Raw genomic sequence first — 16,537 nt, forward strand, 5'->3', positions numbered from 1 at the left:
GGGCCCCGAGGAAAACCCGACATGGATATCGTCCTGCTGTGCGCCGGCCTGGTGGTGCTGATCGCGGGCGGCGAAATGCTGGTGCGCGGGGCGGTCGCGGTGGCGCGGCTGATCGGCGTGTCGCCGGCGGTGATCGGGCTGACCTTCGTGGGGTTCGGCACCTCGGCCCCGGAACTGGTGACCAGCCTGCAGGCGGGGCTGGCCGGGGCGCCGGGGATCGCGATCGGCAACGTGGTCGGCAGCAACATCGCCAATATCCTGCTGATCCTGGGGCTGGCCGCGCTGGTGCGCCCGCTGGCGGTCGAGGCGGCGGCGTTCCGGCGCGATGGCGCGGTGCTTGCGGTGGTGTCGCTGGTCGCGGTGGCGGCCTTGCTGACGGGCAGTGTCGAGCGCTGGGCCGGGGCGCTGGGGCTGGCGCTGCTGGCCGGTTACATCACGGTGGCGATCCGCGCCGACCGGCGCCGCGACGGCCCGGTGGCGGCCCTGCACGAGGCCGAGGCCGCCACGCTGGAGGCGCCCGACCGGCCGGTGGTGGCGGCGGGGCTGATGCTGGTGGGGCTGGGGCTGACGCTGGCGGGGGCGCGGATGCTGGTGGCGGGCGCGGTGGGGCTGGCGCAGGCGGCGGGGCTGTCCGAGGCGGTGATCGGGCTGACCATCGTGGCGGTGGGCACCTCGATGCCGGAACTGGTCACGTCCGTGATGGCGGCGCGGCGCGGCGAAAGCGGGGTGGCCATCGGCAACGTGATCGGCAGCAACATCTTCAACCTGCTGGGCATCCTGGGGGCGACCGCGCTGGTCGTGCCGCTGGCGGTGCCGGCCGAGATCCTGCGGCTGGACGTCTGGGTGATGCTGGCCGCGACCGCGGCGCTTCTGGTGGTGGCGGGCACCGGGGCGCGGATCACCCGCGGCGAGGGCGCGGTCTGCGTCCTCGCCTATGGGGTCTACCTGGGGATGTTGCTGGCAGGGGTCGTCTAGCGGTTCAGCACGCGCCCCGCGACCGCGTCGAGTTTCGCGACCAGCGCGGGGTCGCGTTTTTCCGGCGCGGTGATCATCGCGTATTCCAGCGCCGTATCGCAGCCCTTGTCACAGGGTTTGTGCGCCCCCAGCAGGCCCGGCAGGCGGGTGACCATGGCGCGGGCCTTTTCGGCGTTGCCCATCAGCGTCTTGACGATATCGGCCACCTCGACCGCGTCGTGGTCGGGGTGCCAGCAGTCGTAGTCGGTGACCATGGCGATGGAGGCATAGCAAAGCTCGGCCTCGCGGGCGAGTTTCGCCTCGGGCATGTTGGTCATGCCGATCACGTCGCAGCCCCAGTTTTCCCGGTAAAGCTTCGATTCCGCCAGCGTCGAGAATTGCGGGCCTTCCATCGCGAGATAGGTGCCGCCCTGGTGGATGGTGATGCCCTCGTCGCGGGCGGCCTGAAGGCAATGGGCCGACAGGCGCCCGCAGGTCGGGTGCGCCACGCTGACATGGGCGACGCAGCCCTGGCCGAAAAAGCTTTTCTCGCGGGCGAAGGTGCGGTCGATGAACTGTTCGACCACCACGAAATCGCCGGGTGCCATTTCCTCGCGGAACGATCCGCAGGCGGACACGGACACCACGTCGGTCGCGCCCAGCCGTTTCAGCGCGTCGATATTGGCGCGATAGGGCACGGTCGAGGGCGAATGCACGTGGCCCCGGCCGTGGCGCGGCAGGAAGGCCATCTTCACCCCGTCCAGCGTGCCGGTCAGGATCTCGTCGGACGGCGTGCCCCAGGGGCTGTCCACCGCCTGCCAGCGCGCATCCTCCAGCCCGTCGATGTCGTAGACACCCGAGCCGCCGATCACCGCGATCATCCGTTCCATGTGGTCCGCCCCTCTCGTTCGGATCGTTGATAGTGCGAGTCGGCGCCCCTTTTAGGGGGCCGCGCGCCGGGCGCAAAGCCGAAGCTTGGCCGCAGGCGGGAACGGCCCGGCTATTCGCCCTGTTCGCCGGGGCGATTCAACGCGAACACCTCGCGGATCACGGCGTAATCGCGATAGCCCATCCGCGCCAGCGGCTGGAAGCGCGTGACGTCGAAACGCCCGTCCACGATGCAATCGTCGCGCAGGTGGATGCCGGTGACCTCGCCGAAGACGACGAAATTGGCTGCGCCGGGCAGCTGCACGATCTGCGTCAGGCGGCATTCCAGGTTCGCGGGCGCGGTGGCGACGCGGGGGCAGTCGATGGTGTCGCATGGCGCCTTGGGCAGGCCGGCATGGGCGAATTCGTCCACCTCGCGCGGCAGCGCGGCCGAGGTGGCGTTCATCGCGTCGCGGGCGGCGTATTCGACGATGTTCACGCAAAAGACGCCGGTGTCGCGGATGTTCGCCACGCTGTCCTTGGTGCCGTCGCGGTCGGGTTTCGCCGCGGTCGAGGCGAACATCACCTGCGGCGGGTCGTAGGCGACGGCATTGAAGAAGGAGTAGGGCGCGAGGTTGTCCCTCCCGTCCGCGCCGCGGGTGGAGATCCAGCCGATGGGGCGCGGCGTGACGATGGCGTTGAACGGGTTGTGCGGCAACGGGTGGCCGTCGGCGGGGCGGTAGAACATGGCGCGCCTTTTTCGTGCGTTTGCCCCCGTCATAGCCGCGTGCTAGGGCCGTTTCCAGCAGGACGGAGGGCAGCCTTGTTCCGGGTGGCCGAGGAAACGGCAGAGGATTGGTGGGAGGTGGAGGCGCTTTACGACCTCTGCTTTGCGCCGGGGCGCTCGGCGCTGTCGTCCTATCGGCTGCGCGAGGGGGTAAACCCGGTGCCGGGGCTGTGCCTGACCGCGCGCGACGGCGACGGGATCCTGGCCGCCGCGATCCGCTATTGGCCGGTGCTGGTGGGCGGGGCGCCCGCGCTTTTGCTGGGGCCGGTGGCGGTGCACCCGACGCGGCAGGGCGAGGGGCTGGGGGCGATGCTGATCCGCGAGTCGCTGGAGCGGGCGCGGGTGCTGGGGTTCGGCCGGGTGATGCTGGTGGGCGATGCGCCCTATTATGGCCGGTTCGGGTTCGAGAAGCTGGAGGGCGTCGAGATGCCGCCGCCCACCAACCCCGAGCGCGTGCTGGGGATCGCGCTGGTGCCCGGCGCCTGGCAGGATGTGAGCGGCGCGGTGACACGGGCCGGGCCGCCCCAGGGCGGCACGGGGCGGGCGGTCTGACCCTGGCGGTGCGGGAGGACGGACGAGCGGCAGCCGGGCCGGGCCGCCGCGCCTGATCCGGCGGGTTTGTCCGAGGTTCGGGTTTCGCCGCGCTTGCGCGCGGCGACCGGCGCCGGGGGCTGCGCCCCCGGCGTTGGAGGGCGGGGTGTTTCCGGGATCGGTGGGGTGCGCCGGGCCAGGGCGACCGGTCGGGCCGCCTTGGGGCTGTGGTCGTGCGATCGGCGGGGGGCCTTGGCGGGCACGGTTGTCGCGTTTCAGGTTTTGGAGGGCGGGGCGCGTGGGTCCGGGCGATCGGCAAGGGGAAAGCAGAGGGGTTTCGCCGCGCTTACGCGCGGCGACCGGCGCCGGGGGCTGCGCCCCCGGCGTTGGATCGTGGGGGAGTTTTGCCTTGGACCGCATGCGGGTGGTCTGGGGGATTCCGGCCTGCGGGGACGCGGCCGGGTGGGGCGGTTGGGCATGGCTGGAGCGTGGGTCCGTACCGTTCTGGCGCTTTGGTGGCTTGGGTTTCGCCGCGCTGGTGCGCGGCGACCGGGGCCGGGGGCTGACGCCCCCGGCAGTTGTGTGACGGTTTGGGTCTGGCCCCGGTTGCCTTGGCGAAGCCAAGGCGAAACCCGTGCCTGCCACCGGCGGTGCCTCTGGGCGGGGCGGCTGGGCACGCTATATCGTTGCCCGGAAATCGACGAGGGATGTTCGACGCATGTTTTCCTTTCTCAGCCGCAAGACCGACATGGTGGCCGAGGCCGATGCCTGGCCCGGCCGCCCCGATCCGATCCCGACCGCAGAGATGCACCACGTCTTTCACCGCCCGCTCAAGGCGCCCTTGCCCGAGGGGATGGAGGAGGCGGTGTTCGCCATGGGCTGTTTCTGGGGGGTGGAGCGCAAGTTCTGGCAGTTGCCGGGCGTGTGGATGACGGCGGCGGGCTATGCGGGGGGCTTTACCCCGAACCCGACCTATGACGAGGTGTGCACCGGGCGCACCGGCCATACCGAGGTGGTGCGCGTGGTCCATGACCCCGCGCAGATCGGCTATGACGCGCTGTTGCGCGCCTTCTGGGAGGGGCATGACCCCACCCAGGGCATGCGCCAGGGCAATGACCGGGGCACGCAGTACCGTTCGGCCATCTATACCTTTACCGACGCGCAGGCCGCCGCGGCCGAGGCCAGCCGGGCGGCCTATCAGGCGCGGCTGGACGCCGCCGGTTACGGGGCGATCACCACCGAGATCCGCCCCGCGCCGCCATTCTATTATGCCGAGGGCTATCACCAGCAATACCTGGCCAAGAATCCGGGCGGCTATTGCGGGCTGGGCGGGACCGGGGTGCGTTGCCCCATCGGCACGGAGGCCTGAGCCGCAGGCGCCCGCGGGGTGCGGCCGGTGCGTCGGCGGTTCGGGTCCGCGATGCGGGCGCGTCCCCCGTTCCGGGCCCCGGGCGGGGCGCTGGCCGGGGCGGCGGGCTGATCCATGGGGGGCGCTGGCGGTCCCGGCGAAGGGTGGAGCGCGAGGCCGCGGCGTGGCTGGACCGCCCGGTGACGCGGCGTGCCGCGCCTCGGGGGCCGTCATCCCGGCCGGGCGGGTGATCGCGGCGCTTGACCCGGCCGCGCCCGGGGCCTAGGCGCTGGTCAGCCCCGCCTGCCAAGGAGATCGCCCATGCCCACCTATACCGCGTTGACCACCCTGTCGGGCCCGGCCCGGGCCGAGGCATTGGGCGAGGCGATGGAGCGGCTGGACCCCGCGCCCAGCGGGGTCGGCGTGTTCGAGATCGAGGACGGGTCGGGTCTGTGGGAGGTGGGCGGCTATTTCACCGAGACGCCCGATGCCGCGGGCCTTGCGCTTTTGGCCGCGATGCATGGGGCGCGCGAATTCATCGTGTCGGAACTGCCGGAAACCGACTGGGTGGCCAAGGTGAAACGCGAGCTGGCCCCGGTCGAGGCGGGGCGGTTCTTCGTCTATGGCAGCCACGATGCGGACCGGGTGCCCGGGGGCTGTATCCCGCTGTTGATCGAGGCGTCGATGGCGTTCGGCACCGGGCATCACGGCACCACGCAGGGCTGTCTGCGGGCGCTGGACCGGCTGGCCACGGCCGGCATCGCGCCGCGCGCGGTGGCCGATATCGGCTGCGGCACGGCGGTTCTGGCGATGGCGGCGGCGCGGCTGTGGCAGGTGCCGGTGCTGGCGTCCGACATCGACCCGGTCGCCGTCGAGGTGGCCGAGGCGAACGTGGCCGCGAACGGCCTGGCGGGGCGGGTGCGCTGCCTGGAGGCGGCGGGGTTCGACCACCCCGAGCTGGACGCCGCGGCGCCCTACGACCTGGTGTTCGCCAATATCCTGAAGGCGCCGCTGATGGCGCTGGCCCCCGACATGGCGGCGCGAATCGCCCCGGGCGGCTATGCGATCCTGTCGGGTCTGCTGGTGGAACAGGGCGACGAGGTGGCGGCGTGTTACGGGGAAACCGGGCTGATTGTCCACGAGCGCGAGGAAATCGGCGACTGGGTCACGCTTTGTCTTCGGAAATCCGCGGGTTAGGCCGCAATTTCGCCCTTTTTTCCACGCATTATCGTCATGGTTGGGTGTGTAGGAACTGGGCCATGTACGATCCGCAATACGAAGAGTTTCGCGGCCGGCTGGCAAAGCTGGAGCGGATGCATCGCAAGGGTTATGGCTTCGAGGCGCCGGGCACGATGGGCCGGTCCCGCTATCGCCGTGGCCTGTCCGGGCGGATTCCGTTGTGGCGCTCGCTTGGGACGATCGCGCTGGCCGTGGTCGTGGTCAAGGCGCTGATCCTCGCCCAGATCGGCCCGATCAGCTATCACCAGCGGCTGGAAAGCGCGGCGGGCGACTCGGTCGTGCAGCAGGTTTCTATCTATATCATGCAGATCGACCCGGTCACCGAATGGATGGCGGGCGAGATGGTCAGGCTGGTGGGCCTGCTGGGCTGATCGCCGCGCCCCCCGACATGCCGATGTGAAAAGCCCCGGCCGGATTGTCCGACCGGGGCCTTCGCGTTGCGTGAGGGGCGCAACGGCGCCCGCGCGGGCCCGTGCCCGGCGGGCAACGGGGATCAGCGCGTGATGCGGTCGATATCGGCGCGGCACAGCCCGATATCGTCAAGCTCGCGGTCCGACAGGCGCGACAGCGCGTTGCGGGTGACGCGGGCATCGTTCCAGGCGGCCAGCGCGCCCATGAGATCGGGCAGCAGGCGGTGCAGACGGCCTCCGAAAAGGCGGCCGTTCAGATGGGGGCGGGTGGTGGTGTAAACAGCCATCTCTCGTCGTCCTTCCACGGTCGGGCAAGGGGTCTTGCACTTGGTTCGTGGTTTGGCAGCTAGGCGCCCGGCCTGCGCCGCACAAGCCGGAAAAATCGCATGGGACGCATGCAGGCGCTGCATGGCGCGACGATACGCTAACACTTTGTTAGAGAACGGAAAACAGTCGCCCGGAAAATGTCGTTTCCAGGCCATGAGGCGGCGATTCCGGCCGCCCGCTGCTGCGCCCGGCGCGCAGCACGCGATGCGGCGGGGCCGCGATTGCCGCTGGCCGATGTTCGCTTTTCGTGCTACTGCGTCCGAAAAGACACAGGAAAGCGGGGTGCGCATGCGCGTTCTGGGCGTCGATCCCGGCCTTCGCAGCACCGGTTGGGGCGTGATCGAGCAGGATAACGGGCGGCTGTCGCATGTGGCGAACGGCCAATGCGTTTCGGCGGGCGCGACGCTGGCCGAACGGCTGTTGTCGCTGCACGACCAACTGTCCGAGATCATGGCCCGGCACGCCCCCGAGGCGGCGGCGGTCGAACAGACCTTCGTCAACCGCGACGCGGCCGGCACGCTGAAGCTGGGCCAGGCCCGCGGTATCGCGTTGCTGGTGCCGGCAAAGGCGGGGCTCGCGGTGGGCGAATACGCCCCCAACGCGGTCAAGAAGGCGGTGGTCGGCGTGGGGCATGCCGACAAGCGGCAGGTGGAACACATGGTGCGGCTGCAATTCCCCGGCATCAAGATCGCGGGTCCCGATGCGGCGGATGCGCTGGCCATCGCGATGTGCCACGCGTTCCACCTGGCCTCGGGCGGGCGGCTGGCCGCGGCGCTGGCCAAGGCGGGCGCATGATCGGGCGCATCGCCGGGCGGCTGATCCATCGCGGCCCCGACCACGTGATGATCGACGTGGGCGGCGTGGGTTATATCGTGCAGGTGTCCGACCGGACGCTGGCCGCGCTGCCCGGCCCGGGCGAGGCGGTGGCGCTGTTCACCGACCTTCTGGTGCGCGAGGATCTGCTGCAGCTGTACGGTTTTCCCACGCTGCACGAACGCGAATGGCACCGGTTGCTGATGGGCGTGCAGGGGATCGGCGCCAAGGCGTCGATGGCGATTCTGGGCACGCTGGGGGCCGAGGGCGTGGGCCGGGCGATTGCGCTGGGCGACTGGGGCGCGATCAAGGCCGCGCCGGGCGTCGGGCCCAAGATCGCGCAGCGTGTGGTGAACGAGTTGAAGGGCAAGGCGCCGGGCGTGATGGCGCTGGGCGGGACGCTGGCGGCGGCCAGCGGCATGGCGCCGGCCGATACGCCGGTGATCGAGGCGGCGCCGCCGCGCCCCGCGCCCTCGGCCAGCGCGCAGGCCGAGGCCCTGTCGGCGCTGGGCAACCTTGGCTATGCTCCGTCCGAGGCCGCGGGCGCCGTCGCCCAGGCCGCCGGAGAGGCGCCCGGGGCCGATACGCCCGCGCTGATCCGCGCCGCCCTGAAACTGCTGGCCCCCAAAGGCTGAGCCATGACCGAACCCGACCCCACCCTGCGCCCCGACCGCCGCCCCGAGGATGCCGACCGCGCGTTGCGCCCCGACACGCTGGACGAGTTCATCGGCCAGGCCGAGGCGCGCGCCAACCTGCGCGTCTTCCTGCAAAGCGCGCGCCAGCGGGGCGAGGCGATGGACCACGCGCTGTTCCACGGCCCCCCGGGCCTGGGCAAGACGACGCTGGCCCAGATCGTCGCGCGCGAGCTGGGCGTGAATTTCCGCATGACCTCGGGCCCGGTGCTGGCCAAGGCGGGGGACCTGGCGGCGATCCTGACCAATCTTGAATCGCGCGACGTGTTGTTCATCGACGAGATCCACCGCCTGAACCCGGCGGTCGAAGAGGTGCTGTATCCCGCGCTGGAGGATTTCGAGCTGGACCTGGTGATCGGCGAGGGGCCGGCCGCGCGCACCGTGCGGATCGAGTTGCAGCCCTTCACGCTGGTCGGCGCCACGACGCGGCTGGGCCTGTTGACGACGCCCTTGCGCGACCGGTTCGGCATTCCCGTGCGGCTGCAATTCTATACCGACGCGGAACTGGAACAGATCGTCTCGCGCGGGGCGCGCCTGATGGGGGTGCCCGCCGATGCGGACGGGTTGAGGGAAATCGCGCGCCGCGCCCGCGGCACGCCGCGGATCGCCGGGCGTCTGTTGCGCCGGGTCGTCGATTTCGCGCTGGTCGAGGGCGACGGGCGGATCACCCGCGCGGTGGCCGACCATGCCCTGACCCGGATGGAGGTGGACGCGATGGGCCTGGATGGCGCCGACCGCCGCTACCTGCGGCTGATCGCCGAGAATTACGCGGGCGGCCCGGTGGGGATCGAGACGCTGTCCGCCGCGCTGTCGGAATCGCGCGACGCGCTGGAAGAGGTGATCGAACCCTACTTGCTGCAACAGGGGTTGATCCAGCGGACCCCCCGCGGCCGGATGCTGGCGGCCAAGGCCTGGGCCCATCTGGGCCTGCCCGCGCCGCGCGCCCCCGGCCAGACCGACCTGTTCGACGGAGCCTGACCATGCGCCGGTTTGCCGCCCTGATCGCCCTTGCCGCCACGCCCTTGTGCGCCCAGCCCGTCACCTTGGGCGAGTACGACGCGATCCAGACCCGGTTCGGCATGGTCTCGGTCGCGCCGATCTCGGCCGGAGAGACGGGCGTGTTCTTCGGCGGGATGGCCACCCCGCTGGCCTCGGATCGGTGGGTGAAGCTGAAGGGCGCCTTTGCGCGTGCCGACGAGCCGTTCGACTGGGTCGTGGTCGAGACCAGCCACGGCGGCAACATGTGTCCGCTGTCGCTGATCGTGATCCAGATCGGCCAGGGGCGGGTCACCCGCAGCGACGCGATGGGCGGCTGCCTTGGCCCGGTCCGCGAGGTGCGGCTGGAGGCGGGCCGGATCGAGGTCGATATCGAGGACCCGGATATCCGGGTCGACATCCGCCGTTATGCCTTTGACGGGGTGGCCCTGACCGAGACGGCGATCGCGCCGGCACCGGCGGGGGCGGCGCCCGCGGGGGCGGGGCAGGACGTGACCCGCTGGCTGGGAGGGCATTCGGGGATGATCTTCGACGATGCATCCGAACTGGCCCGCTTTGGCGCGATCATGGACCTGGCGCAGATCGACGAATTGCGCCGCCGCGTCGCGGTGGGCGGCAACCCGGTGCGCCGCGGCGACTGGGTGTTCGGGGCGGGCTGCATGGCGCATCAGTGCAACGCGGTGGCGGGGGTCTGGGGTTTGCGCATCAGCGACGGCGCGCCGGTGGCGGTGTTCCTGGACGCAAGGCGCGCACCCCGCTTTTTCGGCCGGCCGGACGTGCTGGCCGACCCGGCCGTGGCGGCCTATGCGGCGGAAAGGGCCCTGCCATGAGCCCCGAGGCGGTCGAGGCGCTGTTCACCCGGGGCGACGGGTCCTATCTCTTCGCGCGCTGGGGGCGGCCCATCGCGCCGGTGGTCTTCGGCGTGGCCGAGGAGACGCTGGCCACCGTCAAGGGCGCGGCCGAGGCGGTGGTGGCGCTGGCCGGTCACCAGATGGCCGAGACCGACCCGGAACTGGGCGCGAACCTGATGGTGTTCTTCTTCCGCGACTGGGCCGAACTGCCCCAGGTGCCGAATCTCGACCGGCTGGTGCCCGACCTTGGCCCGCTGGTCGAGCGGTTGCAGGCGGCGGGCGCCAACCAGTACCGGTTCTTCCGCTTCGACGAGGGGGGCGGGATCAAGGCGGCCTTCGTCTTCGTCCGCATGGATGACGAGTTGGCGCAGCTGCCCGCCGAGGCGATCGCGCTGAACCAGATGGTGCAGGTGATCCTCTTGTGGTCCGACCGGGCGTTCACCGACCAAAGCCCGCTGGCCCGCACGCCCGAGGGCACGCTGGTCCTGCGCCCCGAGATTGCCGGGGTGATCCGCGCGGGCTACGACCCGGTGATGCCGGTGATGGCGCGCGACCCGGCGCATGCGCTGCGGCTCGCGGCGCGGGTGGGGGGCGTGCAGTGAAACGGAAGCTGAGCGAGTTCGACCTGACCCCGGCGGAGCAGGAGATCCGCGACAGGCTGTGGGATGGGAAAGAGGTTGTCCTGGGCGACGGCACGCGCCCCGGGCCGGGGGCGGGGCCGGAGCGGCAGGTGACGGCCGCCTTCCTGCGCTCCCTGGTCCTCGACGGCTTCGACGATCTGGACGTGCCCGAGTGGGGCGTGCGGGTTTTCGGGGCGCGGATTACCGGGGAGCTGGACCTCGAAGGCGCCCGCATCCCGCGGGATGTCTGGGTGATGAACTGCCGGTTCCATGCCGCACCGGTCCTCCGCGGCGCGCAGATCGACACGCTGGGCCTGAACGGCAGCGCCCTGCCGGGGCTTGAGGCTGACCGGCTGGAAGCGCGGGGCGACGTGGTGCTGCGCGGCGCGGAGGTGCAGGGGGAGGTGCGGCTGGGCGGGGCGACGCTGGGCGGGGACCTCGACGGCAACGGCGCGCGGCTGACGGCAGGGCAGGAGGGCCGGGCGCTGTCGGCGCACGGGCTGGATGCTAAAGGCTTCGTTTTTCTACGAAAGGTTGTCGCGAAAGGCGAGATCGGGCTCATCGGGGCGAAGCTGGGCGGGGACCTTGGCTGCGAGGGCGCGCGGCTGACGGCGGGAAAGGGGGGCAGGGCGGTGTCCGCCGACCGTCTGGAGGCGCGGGGCAGCGTTGTCCTGGACGGCGTGGAGGCGCAGGGGGAGGTGCGGCTGGTCGGGGCGAAGGTGGGCGGAAGTCTCGACTGCGACGGCGCGCGGCTGACGGCGGGCGAGAACGGCTATGCGCTGTCCGCCGACGGTCTGGAGGCGCGGGGCAGTGTTTTCCTACGCGGCGTGGAGGCGCAGGGGGAGGTACGGTTGCTCAGCGCGAAGCTTCGCGGGGTTCTGACTTGCGAGGGCGCACGGTTGACAGCAGTGAAGAGGGGCAGGGCGCTCACCCTCCAAGGCCTGCACCTCGACGGCGCATTCTTCCTGCGGGACGGGGCGGAGCTGCACGGGGCGCTGGACCTGACCGCGGCGGAGATCGGGGATATCAACGACGATCCCGCCTGCTGGCCGAAGCAGGGCGACCTGCTTCTCGACCGCTGCCGCTATGGCGCCTTCACGGGCGGCCCGGTCGACGCCGCCGCGCGCATCCGCTGGCTGTCGCTGCAGGACGAAAGCCGGTGGGGTGCCGAGTTCTGGCCGCAGCCCTGGGAGCAGTGCGCCAGGGTGTTGCGCGAGATGGGCCATGGGGCCGAGGCCCGCGCGATCCTGATCGAGAAGGAAAGGCGGCAGCGCGCCGCGCGGCGGGACCGGGTGACCCGGCGGCTGGCCCGGGCGCGGGCCGACCGGGACCGGGCCGCGCCCGTCGCAGGCGTCCGGCCGCATACCGACCGGGTGATCGGCCTGTGGCTGAAACTGGCGTTCCTGCGCCTGTGGGACGCGATCCTGGGCGGGGTCGTCGGCTATGGCCGCAGGCCGCAGAGTGCCGCGACCTGGGCGATGGGGTTCTTCCTGACCGGCTGGATCGTCTTCGCCAATTCGGCGGGCTTCGGCGAGATCAAGCCGAACGCCCCGATGATCCTGCGCCAGGCCGAGTGGACCCGATGCGCCGAGGGGCAGGCGACGGCGGCCGCCTATCCCCACCAGGTCGCCTGTTTCCTCGACCAGCCCGAGGCGGCCGCCTATCCCCGGTTCAACGCCTTCATCTATTCGATCGACACGCTGGTTCCGGTCGTCTCGCTGGAAATGCAGTCCTACTGGGTGCCCGACGAGAGCAAGCCGCGCGGGCGCTGGGCGCGGGCCTACCTGTGGCTGCATATCGGGGCGGGCTGGGCGTTGTCGCTGTTGGCGGTGGCCGGGTTCTCGGGCCTCATCAAGACGGACAACACATGACCCACCGCTTCCAGTGCCGCGTCTATTACGAGGATACCGACCTTGCCGGGATCGTCTATTACGCCAACTACCTGAAATTCATCGAACGCGCGCGGTCCGAGTGGGTGCGGGGGATCGGGGTGGACCAGAACCGGCTGAAGGCGGACCACGGCGTCGTGTTCGCGGTGCGCCGGGTCGAGGCGGAGTACCTGAGCCCGGCCAGGTTCGACGACCTGGTGGAGGTCGAGACCGAGGTGGCCGAGGTCACGCCCGCGCGGCTGGTCCTGGACCAGCGGGTGATGCGGGGCGAAACGGTGCTGTTCACCGCGCGGGTGACCATCGTGGCGCTGGGCGAAACCGGGCGTCCGACCCGCCTGCCGGCAGAGTTCCGCCAATTGCCGGCCACGCCATAGGCGCCGGCCCGCGCTGACAGGGATGTGTTGGCAATCCCCCTAAAAACCGCGTAGACTCGGGTGTAATGAAGGCCGGAAAACAACGGCCCCAGCAAACGAGCGGTACGTCATGGAAACCGAGACCCTTGCGATGGCGCAGGAGATTGATTTCTCCTTGCTGGCGCTTTTCGCGCGCGCGACCTTCACGGTGAAGATCGTGATGATCCTGTTGATCCTGTCGTCCTTCTGGTCGTGGGCGATCATCATCCAGAAATCCATCAATTTCCGCAAGGCCAAGGTCGAGGCCGAGGGCTTTGACGAGGCGTTCTGGTCGGGCGAGCCGCTGGACGAGCTGTTCGACAAGATCGGCCCCGACCCGCAGGCCGCGCCGGAAAAGATATTCGCCGCGGGCATGATGGAATGGCGCCGCAGCCACCGGCAGGACGGCCGGCTGATCGCGGGGGCGGCGGCGCGGATCGACCGGTCGATGGACGTGGCCATCGCCAAGCAGGCCGAGGCGCTGAACGGCGGGCTGTCGTTCCTGGCCACCGTGGGGGCAACGGCGCCCTTCGTGGGGCTGTTCGGCACGGTCTGGGGGATCAAGCACGCCTTCGAGCAGATCGCGCTTCAGCAGAACACGAACCTGGCCGTGGTGGCGCCGGGCATCGCCGAGGCGCTGCTGGCGACCGCCTTGGGTCTGCTCGCGGCGATCCCGGCGGTGGTGTTCTACAACAAGCTGTCGGCGGACAGCGACCGGATCGTGGGCGGCTATGAATCCTTCGCCGACGAATTCTCGACCATCCTGTCGCGCCAGCTGGATTCCTAGGCCATGGGTGCGACGCTGACCCCCCGCCAGGATTCGGGCGGCAAGCGCGTGCGGCGCCACCGCCGCCACCCGCCCGCCATGTCCGAGATCAACGTCACCCCCTTTGTCGACGTGATGCTGGTGCTGCTGATCATCTTCATGGTGGCCGCGCCGCTGTTGACGGTGGGGGTGCCGGTCGAGCTGCCGAAGACGGCGGCCGACGCGCTTCCGGCCGCGCAGGAGGAACCGCTGGCCGTCACGCTGACGGCGGACGGGCGCATCCTGTTGCAGGAAACCGAGATCGAGGCGAACGCGCTGATCCCGCGGCTGCGCGCGGTCGCGGCCGAGCGCGACGACGACAAGGTCTATCTGCGTGCGGACGGGGCGATCGCCTATGAACGCGTGGTTCAGGTGATGGGGGCGCTGAACGCGGCGGGCTTCCGCGATATCGGGCTGGTGACCGATACCGGCGGGCCGGCGCTGGACGGGTCGGGCGAATAGGGCCGCGCCATGAACACCGGCACCTATATCTCGGGGGCGGCGCACCTGATCCTGATCGCGTGGGTGCTGTTCGGCGGCCTGTTCTGGGCGCCGAAGCCGCGGCCCATGGAGGTGACGGACGTGACGATCCTGTCGGGTGAGGAATTCGCCGCGCTGAGCGCACCCGCGGCCGCGCCGCAGGCGCCCGCGCAGGCGGTCGAGGCCCCCGAGGCCCCCGCGGTGACACGTTCGCCCCGGCCCGCCCCCGCGCCCGAGCGCCGCCCTGAGCGGCCCGAATCGCCCGCCCCGCAGGAGACGCCCGAACCCGATGCGGCCCCCGACACCAGCGGGATCCAGCCCCCGCCCGAGGCCGAGGTGACCGAGACCCTGCCGCCGCTGGTCGCGCCGCCGCCGGTGACCCCGGATGCCCCCGAGGCGCCCGTCGTGGACACCGCGCCGCCGCGCCCCGCGCCGCGCGTGGCCCCCGAGGCCGCGCCCGCGCCCCCCGAGGACGTGGCCATCGCCGAGCAGCCCAGCCAGGCGGTACGCCCCGACGCCGCCGCACCGACCCCGCCGCCCGAGGACCCGCGCGAGACCGCCCGCGAGGAGGCCACGACCGAGATCGTCACCGAGGCCGAGGAACGGCCCGAGACGGGGCTGGCCATGGCGGCCTCGCCGCGCCCGCGGGCCCGCCCGGCGGCGCCGCGCCCGCCCGCGCCCACGACCGAAACGCCGGCCGCCGCAGCGCCCGAACCCGAACCGGCCCCTGAGGCGCCTGCGCCGGACGCGCTGGCCGACGCGGTGGCTGGCGCCCTCGCCGACGCGCTGGCCGAGGGCAACGCCGAAACCGCGCGGCCCGGCACCGGCACCGCGCGGACCGGCCCGCCGATGACCGCAGGCGAGCGCGACGCGCTGCGCATCGCGGTGGCGAATTGCTGGAACGTGGGATCGCTGTCGACCGAGGCGATGCGCACCCAGGTCGTGGTCGGTGTCGACATGGCCGAAAGCGGCAAGCCGCTGATCGACACGATCCGGCTGATCTCGTGGGTGGGCGGGTCCGAGGCGGCGGCGCGCCAGACCTATGAATCGGCGCGCCGCGCCATCGTGCGCTGCGGCGCCTCGGGCTTTCCGCTGCCGGTGGAAAAATACGACCAGTGGCGCGAGATCGAGATGACATTCAATCCCGAGAACATGAGGATCCGATAGATGTTGCGCATTCTGACCCTGGCATTGGCCATGGCGCTGGGCACGCTGCCGGCGCTGGCCCAGACCGGCCCCCTGCGGATCGAGATCGACGATGGCGTGATCGAACCCTTGCCCTTTGCCATTCCCGGTTTCGTGGCCGAGAACGCGGCCGCCACCGAATACGCGCAGAACATCGCCCGGGTGGTCGCCGCCGACCTGGCGGGCACGGGGCTGTTCCGGGAAATCCCGGCCGAGGCGCATATCGGCCAGGTCACCAGTTTCGACAGCCCGGTGCAATATGCCGACTGGAAGGCGATCAACGCGCAGGCGCTGGTCACCGGGGCGGTATCGCTGGACGGCAATGGGCGGCTGAACGTCAAGTTCCGCCTGTTCGACGTGTTCTCCGAGGCGCCCCTGGGCGACGGGCTGCAATTCGGCGGCCCGGCGGGCAGCTGGCGGCGGGTGGCGCACAAGGTGGCCGACCAGGTCTATGCGCGGATCACCGGCGAGGGCGGCTATTTCGACAGCCGCGTGGTCTATGTGGCCGAGACCGGCCCCAAGGACGCCCGTCAGAAGCGGCTGGCGATCATGGATTACGACGGGGCGAACGCGACCTACCTGACCGATGCCTCGTCCATCGTGCTGGCGCCGCGGTTCTCGCCCACCGGCGACCGGGTGCTGTATACCAGCTATGAATCCGGGTTCCCGCGCATCTACCTGCTGGACGTGGCCACCGCCGGGCGGCGCGCGCTGGACGAACAGCCCGGCACGATGACCTTTGCGCCGCGGTTCGCGCCGGACGGGCGGCAGGTGGTGTTCTCGCTGTCGCAGGGCGGCAATACCGACCTGTTCACACTGGACCTGACAACGGGGCGGCGCACGCGGCTGACCTCGGCGCCGTCGATCGAGACCGCGCCCAGCTATTCGCCCGACGGCCGCCAGATCGTGTTCGAAAGCGACCGGTCGGGCACGCAACAGCTGTATGTCATGCCCGCCACGGGGGGCGAGGCGCAGCGGATCTCCTTTGGCCAGGGGCGCTATGGCACGCCCGTCTGGTCGCCCCGCGGCGACATGATCGCGTTCACCAAGCAGAACCAGGGCCGGTTCCATATCGGCGTGATGCGCACCGACGGGTCCGAGGAACGGCTGTTGACCGCGTCCTTCCTGGACGAGGGGCCGACCTGGGCGCCCAATGGCCGGGTGGTGATGTTCACCCGCGAGACCGCCGGGGCACAGGGGGCGCCCGCGCTGTATTCCGTCGATATCACCGGGCGCAACCTGCGCCGGTTGCCTGTGCAGGGCGCCGCGTCCGACCCGGCCTGGTCGCCGCTTTTGCCCTGAGACCTCACGTTTTCAAACCGAAATCCGGCTGATAGGATGCGTCCATCGG

19 protein-coding genes are annotated in these 16,537 nt (G+C 71.1%); 16 read left to right on the forward strand and 3 right to left on the reverse strand.

The features are described 5' to 3' along the window. Positions 1-21: 21 nt before the first annotated feature. A complete protein-coding gene (locus EV662_RS07990; RefSeq protein WP_132461639.1) occupies positions 22-975 on the forward strand; it encodes a calcium/sodium antiporter in 954 nt (317 codons plus the stop codon). On the opposite strand, the gene EV662_RS07995 is transcribed toward EV662_RS07990, so the two are convergent. Then, positions 972-1,844: an S-methyl-5'-thioadenosine phosphorylase gene (locus EV662_RS07995; RefSeq protein WP_132461640.1), complete on the reverse strand. Its 873-nt coding sequence runs from the start codon at positions 1,842-1,844 to the stop codon at positions 972-974. The genes EV662_RS07990 and EV662_RS07995 overlap by 4 nt on opposite strands. Before the next feature lie 110 nt (positions 1,845-1,954). Continuing rightward, a complete protein-coding gene (locus tag EV662_RS08000) occupies positions 1,955-2,569 on the reverse strand; it encodes a flavin reductase family protein (protein ID WP_132461641.1) in 615 nt (204 codons plus the stop codon). A 75-nt stretch (positions 2,570-2,644) separates the two neighbouring features. On the opposite strand from EV662_RS08000, the gene EV662_RS08005 reads away from it, so the two are divergent. The 4 genes from EV662_RS08005 (at position 2,645) to EV662_RS08020 (ending at position 6,097) form a co-directional block, all read left to right on the forward strand. Further along, on the forward strand, positions 2,645-3,160 hold the full coding sequence (locus tag EV662_RS08005; protein WP_132461642.1) for a GNAT family N-acetyltransferase: 516 nt from the start codon (positions 2,645-2,647) through the stop codon (positions 3,158-3,160). 697 nt (positions 3,161-3,857) lie between these two features. Then, a complete protein-coding gene (gene msrA / locus EV662_RS08010; protein ID WP_132461643.1) occupies positions 3,858-4,508 on the forward strand; it encodes a peptide-methionine (S)-S-oxide reductase MsrA in 651 nt (216 codons plus the stop codon). A gap of 300 nt (positions 4,509-4,808) precedes the next feature. Next, positions 4,809-5,684, forward strand: coding sequence for a 50S ribosomal protein L11 methyltransferase (locus tag EV662_RS08015; RefSeq protein ID WP_132461644.1), 876 nt, complete (start codon positions 4,809-4,811; stop codon positions 5,682-5,684). Positions 5,685-5,746: 62 nt separating this feature from the next. Further along, on the forward strand, positions 5,747-6,097 hold the full coding sequence (locus EV662_RS08020; RefSeq protein ID WP_132461645.1) for a hypothetical protein: 351 nt from the start codon (positions 5,747-5,749) through the stop codon (positions 6,095-6,097). Between the two features lie 122 nt (positions 6,098-6,219). On the opposite strand, the gene EV662_RS08025 is transcribed toward EV662_RS08020, so the two are convergent. After that, a complete protein-coding gene (locus EV662_RS08025) occupies positions 6,220-6,423 on the reverse strand; it encodes a DUF1127 domain-containing protein (protein ID WP_132461646.1) in 204 nt (67 codons plus the stop codon). Positions 6,424-6,751: 328 nt separating this feature from the next. On the opposite strand from EV662_RS08025, the gene ruvC reads away from it, so the two are divergent. The 11 genes from ruvC (at position 6,752) to tolB (ending at position 16,488) form a co-directional block, all read left to right on the forward strand. After that, on the forward strand, positions 6,752-7,258 hold the full coding sequence (ruvC, locus tag EV662_RS08030; RefSeq protein WP_132461647.1) for a crossover junction endodeoxyribonuclease RuvC: 507 nt from the start codon (positions 6,752-6,754) through the stop codon (positions 7,256-7,258). Then, a complete protein-coding gene (ruvA, locus tag EV662_RS08035; protein WP_132461648.1) occupies positions 7,255-7,911 on the forward strand; it encodes a Holliday junction branch migration protein RuvA in 657 nt (218 codons plus the stop codon). Before ruvC ends, ruvA begins: the two co-directional genes overlap by 4 nt. Positions 7,912-7,914: 3 nt before the next feature. Further along, entirely contained in the window at positions 7,915-8,946 is a 1,032-nt protein-coding gene (gene ruvB / locus EV662_RS08040) for a Holliday junction branch migration DNA helicase RuvB (protein WP_132461649.1), read from the forward strand. 2 nt (positions 8,947-8,948) lie between these two features. Further along, on the forward strand, positions 8,949-9,794 hold the full coding sequence (locus tag EV662_RS08045; protein ID WP_132461650.1) for a hypothetical protein: 846 nt from the start codon (positions 8,949-8,951) through the stop codon (positions 9,792-9,794). Next, positions 9,791-10,417, forward strand: coding sequence for a hypothetical protein (locus EV662_RS08050; protein WP_132461651.1), 627 nt, complete (start codon positions 9,791-9,793; stop codon positions 10,415-10,417). The genes EV662_RS08045 and EV662_RS08050 overlap by 4 nt, the downstream gene beginning before the upstream one ends. Beyond that, positions 10,414-12,306 (forward strand): hypothetical protein, encoded by a 1,893-nt coding sequence (locus EV662_RS08055; RefSeq protein WP_132461652.1) that lies wholly within the window; start codon positions 10,414-10,416, stop codon positions 12,304-12,306. The genes EV662_RS08050 and EV662_RS08055 overlap by 4 nt, the downstream gene beginning before the upstream one ends. Beyond that, positions 12,303-12,698: a tol-pal system-associated acyl-CoA thioesterase gene (ybgC, locus tag EV662_RS08060; RefSeq protein WP_132461653.1), complete on the forward strand. Its 396-nt coding sequence runs from the start codon at positions 12,303-12,305 to the stop codon at positions 12,696-12,698. The genes EV662_RS08055 and ybgC overlap by 4 nt, the downstream gene beginning before the upstream one ends. 109 nt (positions 12,699-12,807) lie before the next feature. Then, the gene (tolQ, locus tag EV662_RS08065) at positions 12,808-13,503 is read left to right on the forward strand and encodes a protein TolQ (protein WP_132461654.1); all 696 of its coding nucleotides are present in this window, start codon (positions 12,808-12,810) and stop codon (positions 13,501-13,503) included. Between the two features lie 3 nt (positions 13,504-13,506). Continuing rightward, positions 13,507-13,983 carry a protein TolR gene (gene tolR, locus EV662_RS08070; RefSeq protein WP_132461655.1) on the forward strand — a complete coding sequence of 159 codons (477 nt, stop codon included), beginning with the start codon at positions 13,507-13,509 and terminating at the stop codon, positions 13,981-13,983. Positions 13,984-13,992: 9 nt separating this feature from the next. Beyond that, positions 13,993-15,168, forward strand: a complete 1,176-nt coding sequence (locus tag EV662_RS08075) for an energy transducer TonB (protein ID WP_132461656.1) — start codon at positions 13,993-13,995, stop codon at positions 15,166-15,168. Further along, positions 15,169-16,488, forward strand: a complete 1,320-nt coding sequence (tolB, locus tag EV662_RS08080; protein ID WP_132461657.1) for a Tol-Pal system beta propeller repeat protein TolB — start codon at positions 15,169-15,171, stop codon at positions 16,486-16,488. Positions 16,489-16,537: the final 49 nt, after the last annotated feature.

This window comes from Rhodovulum marinum (assembly GCF_004343075.1).
GTDB lineage: Bacteria > Pseudomonadota > Alphaproteobacteria > Rhodobacterales > Rhodobacteraceae > Rhodovulum > Rhodovulum marinum.